At 39.3% G+C, this 6,567-nt stretch carries 5 protein-coding genes and 1 pseudogene; all 6 read right to left on the minus strand.

The features are described from left to right. Nucleotides 1-57: 57 nt before the first annotated feature. Nucleotides 58-1,482 (minus strand): hypothetical protein, encoded by a 1,425-nt coding sequence (locus UC75_RS17415; protein WP_049838340.1) that lies wholly within the window; start codon nucleotides 1,480-1,482, stop codon nucleotides 58-60. Between the two features lie 127 nt (nucleotides 1,483-1,609). Then, on the minus strand, nucleotides 1,610-2,062 hold the full coding sequence (locus tag UC75_RS17420) for a hypothetical protein (RefSeq protein ID WP_049838305.1): 453 nt from the start codon (nucleotides 2,060-2,062) through the stop codon (nucleotides 1,610-1,612). A 37-nt stretch (nucleotides 2,063-2,099) separates the two neighbouring features. Then, the gene (locus UC75_RS17425; RefSeq protein WP_034677348.1) at nucleotides 2,100-2,318 is read right to left on the minus strand and encodes a hypothetical protein; all 219 of its coding nucleotides are present in this window, start codon (nucleotides 2,316-2,318) and stop codon (nucleotides 2,100-2,102) included. A gap of 76 nt (nucleotides 2,319-2,394) precedes the next feature. After that, nucleotides 2,395-5,001 (minus strand): Fe/S-dependent 2-methylisocitrate dehydratase AcnD, encoded by a 2,607-nt coding sequence (gene acnD / locus UC75_RS17430; RefSeq protein WP_049838306.1) that lies wholly within the window; start codon nucleotides 4,999-5,001, stop codon nucleotides 2,395-2,397. Next, nucleotides 5,001-6,158 carry a 2-methylcitrate synthase gene (prpC, locus tag UC75_RS17435; protein ID WP_004795430.1) on the minus strand — a complete coding sequence of 386 codons (1,158 nt, stop codon included), beginning with the start codon at nucleotides 6,156-6,158 and terminating at the stop codon, nucleotides 5,001-5,003. The genes acnD and prpC overlap by 1 nt, the downstream gene beginning before the upstream one ends. 313 nt (nucleotides 6,159-6,471) lie before the next feature. Further along, nucleotides 6,472-6,567: pseudogene (prpB, locus tag UC75_RS22315) on the minus strand (methylisocitrate lyase); the annotation flags it as partial.

Genomic DNA, 6,567 nt, shown 5'->3' on the forward strand with positions numbered 1-6,567 from the left:
TAATTAGTAAAATTATAAATATTTAATTTATCGATAATTTTATGGATATAGCTACTATTACTCATCCGCAACACTAGCTGATGGCTTAGGTATTGCATTAATATCTATCATTTTTAAATTAGATAATCCGCTATTTTGAGTTAGTTTTAAGAAGACTTCCCATCGTTGATCTGATATTTCTATATTATGAATAACTAAATAAATGCCTTTTTGAGATTTTTCAGCTCTTTGATAAATGGGTAATTGAGACTCAAATCCCTTTTTAAGTTTACTATTAGAGGTAAGTTTTACTTCAACTAAAACTTTCGTATTGGCTCCATTACTAAATTTAAAATCTACTGGCCCCCTACCTGCATCAGATTCAGGACTAATATCTATATTATTTGCTACACAATAAGCATTAGCTATACCAAAAAATAGAAGTTGTGCAGCTGATTCTGGCTTTTTCTTTCCATCTTTATCGTAAAGTAATTTACACAACTGATTGTCTTCAATTAATACTTTAAAATGTTCACATATTTTCTCTACTATCCCGTAAATATCGTCAATAGTTGGTTGTTTAGATAATTTTAAGGATAAGGGATACTCTTTTGCATAATTTTTTGAAGCTTCATACCAAACAGTTTCTCCTTTTGGATCATCAAAATAATTATAATATTGTGGTGGTTGACTCCTATAAGCCTCTAATATTTCTTTTAAAAACTCAGGATCATCGACTATCGCTTTTCTAATATGACCTTTTTGCTCTTTGACTGTTATTTTTTTAAATGAACCTTCTATAACAGAATTCAAATATCTCCGTAATTCATCATTATGTTTACAAATCCAATCGATATCCATAAAACTATCCGCAATTGGGAGATCCCTCAGAAATTCTTTAGGAACAAGAATTACTGGTTTATCATTTAATATATTTTTAGGTAATTTTTTTGCTCCATAATTCTTAGAAAATTTTAATTCCACTAGAGAAATATTTAATTCTGAACAAATACGTTGGGTATAAGCAATGAGATCATCAATTAATATATTTGAAATTAGATCACTTATTAAATCTGGACCAATACCATCTTGAAACCCACCGATTAATTCAAAAATCATAGGATCATCAGTTCCAGCATCTAAAATTTGTTTTAAATTTCTTAATATTTCTAATTTTTTTATTTTTCCAATTCCACCTCCTCCATCATTATCCTTCCCATATCCAATTGATAATCCATTAATCTCACTTGACTTAAAATTCTTAAATGCCTGATTCCAAAAGATATCATCTTCTTTTTGGCTAGCTTTTAACAACGTTAGAATACTTTCAAAATATTTTTCTATTTTACTACCGGCCGTTTGAAACTCTGGAATTTTTGTATTTTTCACTAACAGAGGATCAATAAACAATCTAGTATCTATACCTAAGATTGGATCTAAGGCACCCAATGCATCATATACTTTGAACTCAATTTTATAAGAATCTGAAAAACTAATTGTCATTTTATTTCCGAATATAAAAAACCCCATCATCAAGATAGATCTTTTTTTAAACAATATCAATTACGAAAAAACTCGACAGAATGTCGAGTTTTTTTATTTTTCTATTATTAAATATATTGTTAATTTTTTAACAAAATTTAATTCCACTATATTGATTAATAACTGCTACTCCTAAGAAAAATGCTGTGAAAAAGAAGTAATAGTTTTGAGAAACAATTTTAAGACCATACTTTCTAAAGTTGAAATATTTATTCTCAATTTCCTCTAGCTTAATTAATTCTCTATTTTTCCTATATTCTGTCATAGTACTTTCTTTAACGTCTTTTTTATACATTAAAATCAATTGCTTAAAAGACTTACCCTTCGAAAGCATCCACGCTTTGGATCTTGAAATATAATAAAAAAAGAATAGAGCTATTCCTATTAGTGCTAATAGCTTTATAAATTTGTACTCATTAGGAATTCCTATCCATCCTATTGTTGCAAGAAATAATCCTATACTATGTTCATTTAGATTTAGGAAATAATTATTTACAGCTAAAGTTAGCTCTTTATTTTTTCTAATAATCTCTCTACTCATATATTTAACCTAAAAAATTTAAAATCTATGTCATCCGTTATTCATACATCTTCTTAGTATATCTCATAATATAAGAATTTAGACCATCGCCATTTCTAGCCAGTTTCTTCATATCTTCAACTCGGCCCGCGCCTGCACTTCTATAACTATAAGTATAAATTTTAAAGGTCCTATCAAACTGCACTCTTATATATGTATCACCAATTTCATATGCGTGAATTCCAGAATCACCGTCTAAATCTAAATATCTTTCCACTATTACGCTCAATAAAAAACCCCATCATTAAGATAGGGCTTTTTTTGAACAATATCAATTATCCTTAACTAAAGTATTAAGCCACTTGGCCTTCTAAAAAGTCTTGTGCAAAACGCTGTAATACACCGCCCGCTTCATATACAGAAACTTCTTCTTCTGTATCTAAACGGCAGGTCACAGGCACTTCAAGAATCTCTTCTTTACCATCCGCTGTGGCACGTTCAATCACTAAAGTTAAAGTCGAACGCGGCGCAATATTACCAATCACGCTATAAAGCTCTGTACCATCTAGCTTTAAAGTCTTGCGGTTTACACCCGGTTTAAACTCAAGTGGTAACACGCCCATACCCACCAAGTTAGTACGGTGAATACGTTCAAAACCTTCTGCCACAATCACTTCAACACCTGCAAGGCGTACACCTTTCGCAGCCCAGTCACGGCTTGAACCCTGACCGTAGTCAGCACCCGCAACAATAATTAATGGCTGTTTACGGTTCATGTAGGTTTCAATCGCTTCCCACATACGCATCACTTCGCCTTCTGGCTCTACACGCGCTTTTGAACCTTGCTTAATGGTACCGTCTGAGCGAACCACCATTTCGTTATAGAGTTTCGGGTTGGCAAATGTTGCACGTTGTGCAGTCAAATGGTCGCCACGGTGCGTTGCATAGGAGTTGAAGTCTTCTTCTGGTAAGCCCATTTTATGAAGATATTCACCCGCAGCCGAGTCCATCAAAATCGCATTTGAAGGCGACAAGTGGTCGGTGGTGATGTTGTCACCCAAAATCGCAAGTGGACGCATGTTCGCCAAAGTACGTGGTGCAGCCAACGCCCCTTCCCAATATGGTGGACGGCGGATGTAAGTACTTTGTGGACGCCAGTCGTAAAGTGGGCTTTCAGCTTCTTCTGTTACGCCCAAGTCAAACATTGGAATGTAGACTTTGCGGAACTGTTCAGGCTTCACAGCTTCTTTAACTAACGCATCAATTTCAGCGTCAGATGGCCAGATGTCTTTCAGGTAAATCGGGTTACCTTCTTTGTCATGACCTAACGCATCTTTTTCAATATCAAAACGAATCGTACCCGCAATGGCATACGCTACGACAAGCGGTGGAGATGCCAAGAATGCTTGTTTTGCATATGGATGGATACGGCCATCGAAGTTACGGTTACCAGACAGTACTGCTGTTGCGTACAAGTCACGGTCGATAATTTCTTGCTGGATGACTGGATCTAACGCACCCGACATACCATTACAAGTTGTACAAGCGTAAGCCACAATACCAAAACCAAGTTGTTCTAAGTCTTTTAGAACACCTGCTTCTTCAAGATAAAGTGCAGCCGCTTTTGAACCCGGTGCAAATGATGATTTCACCCAAGGTTTACGAACTAAACCAAGTTCATTTGCCTTACGTGCCAACAAACCTGCCGCCACGGTGTTACGTGGGTTAGAAGTATTAGTACACGAAGTAATTGCGGCAATAATGATTGCGCCATCTGGCATTAAGCCATCAGAACGGTTTTCAACAACACCAGCAATGCCTTTTTCTTTTAGATCCGCAGTTGAAACACGCGCATGTGGGTTTGATGGACCAGCAATGTTACGTGTTACTTTTGATAGATCAAAACGAAGTACACGTGGGTACTCTGCTTTGGTCATGTCAGAAGCCCAAAGGCCGATTTCTTTTGCGTACTGTTCAACCAATGCCACTTGAGTATCTTCACGGCCTGTGAGGCGTAAGTAATCGATTGTGTTTTGGTCGATGTAGAACATCGCAGCCGTAGCGCCATATTCTGGTGTCATGTTCGAAATGGTTGCACGGTCGCCCACAGACATGCTGTCAGCACCTTCACCAAAGAACTCAAGGTAAGCACCAACCACGCGCTCTTTACGCAAGAATTCAGTTAGAGCAAGTACGATATCTGTTGCAGTAATGCCTGCCTGACGTTGACCTATAAACTCAACACCAATAATGTCTGGTAGACGCATCCAAGATGCACGGCCCAACATTACGTTTTCAGCTTCTAAGCCACCCACGCCTACAGAAATTACGCCCAAAGCGTCTGTATGTGGTGTGTGTGAGTCTGTACCGACGCATGTGTCTGGGAATGCTACGCCATCACGCGCCTGAATGACCGGAGACATTTTCTCTAGGTTAATCTGGTGCATAATGCCGTTCCCCGCAGGGATCACATCAACATTTTTAAATGCTGTTTTAGTCCACTCAATAAAGTGGAAACGGTCTTCGTTACGACGGTCTTCAACAGCACGGTTTTTTTCAAAAGCGTCTGGGTCAGCACCGCCATACTCAACTGCTAAAGAGTGGTCGACAATGAGCTGAGTCGGCACAACTGGGTTGACTTTAGATGGGTCACCGCCTTTGTCAGCAATCGCATCACGCAAACCTGCAAGGTCAACCAATGCAGTTTGACCTAGGATGTCATGACACACCACACGCGCTGGGTACCAAGGAAAGTCCAAGTCCTGACGGCGCTCAATCAACTGCGTTAAATAAGCAGTTAAGTTCTCGGCATCGGCACGACGTACCAATTGCTCTGCGAGTACTTTAGAGGTGTAAGGCAGTTTTTCGTATGCGCCTGGCTGAATATCTTCAACGGCTTGACGCACGTCGTAATATTCAAGCTGGGTACCTGCCAGCGGTTTACGGTATTTAGTGTTCATTAACCACGCTCCGCCAATGGTTTAAATTCGAGGTTTTCAGGGCCTGTATAGTTCGCGCTTGGACGAATGATTTTGCCGTCTTGGCGTTGTTCAATCACGTGCGCTGACCAACCTGCTGTACGTGCAATCACGAATAACGGTGTGAACATTGCAGTTGGAACACCCATTAAGTGATAACTCACTGCACTGAACCAGTCGAGGTTCGGGAACATGTTTTTCACTTCTTTCATCACTGCTTCTAAACGTTCAGCGATGAGGTACATTTTGGTGTTCTCTTGGGCTTCAGCCAAGTCGTGCGCCACTTTCTTGATCACTTCGTTACGTGGGTCAGAAACTGTATAGACAGGGTGGCCAAAACCGATTACGACTTCTTTATTTTCAACACGTTTACGGATGTCAGCTTCTGCTTCGTCTGCGTTGTCGTAACGTTGTTGAATGACAAATGCAACTTCGTTCGCACCACCGTGTTTAGGTCCACGAAGCGCACCAATACCACCTGTAATTGCCGAGTACATGTCAGAGCCTGTACCTGCAACCACACGTGATGTAAATGTTGATGCGTTAAACTCGTGCTCAGCATACAAAATAAGAGATGTATGCATGGCTTGAATCCATTCTTCAGATGGTTTTTCACCATGAAGTAAATGTAAGAAATGCGCTGCAATTGAGTCGTCATCAGTTTCAACTTCAATACGACGACCGTTATTGCTGAAGTGGTACCAATAGAGCAGCATTGAGCCTAGGCTTGCCATTAATTTGTCAGCAATGTCTTTTGCGCCCGCTTCGTTATGGTCTTCGTGTTCTGGAGTTAAACAACCTAGCACTGACACACCTGTACGCATCACATCCATTGGGTGTGCAGACGGAGGAAGTTGCTCAAGTGCAGTTTTAAGGGCTGCTGGTAAGCCACGAAGTGCTTTTAATTTTGCTTTATAGGCTTTGAGTTCAGCTTTGTTTGGTAATTTGCCATGTACGAGCAAGTGAGCAACTTCTTCAAACTGGCTACCCGCTGCAAGGTCAAGAATGTCATAGCCACGATAGTGCAAGTCGTTACCGCTACGTCCTACGGTACAAAGTGCTGTGTTGCCTGCAACTTGTCCGCTAAGTGCAACTGATTTTTTTGGTTTGAAGCCTGTTGTTGTTTCATTTGAGCTCATAAGATTGTCCTTTCCTATCTATCTGAATTTATTTATTAAGCACGACGGAGTCGTACCATTTTCACTTCTTATTTCAGGATTAACCACTTCGTCTTGCGCCTCGACAAAGCTTTAATCGCTTTGACTTGCTCAGGTTCGACCTACTTTTCTTTCGGGAAAAGTAGGCAAAACCATTGTCATCTGCAAAACTCGTCCACAACCATCGAATATCTTATCTATCGCAGAACCAATTTTAAAAAATGTAGTCCTGTCTCAAACAGTTGCAGATGACGCCTCCGAGTATCAGATTCCAATTAATCAACTTTTTAATTTATTACTTCTTTTTAGCAAATGCGTTGTCTAAATAGTCTTCAAACGCATAGTAGTTAATGCGTTCATATAACTCTTTACGCGTTTGCATAATATCAAC

The organism is Acinetobacter sp. V2 (genome assembly GCF_001188385.1).
Lineage (GTDB): Bacteria > Pseudomonadota > Gammaproteobacteria > Pseudomonadales > Moraxellaceae > Acinetobacter > Acinetobacter oleivorans.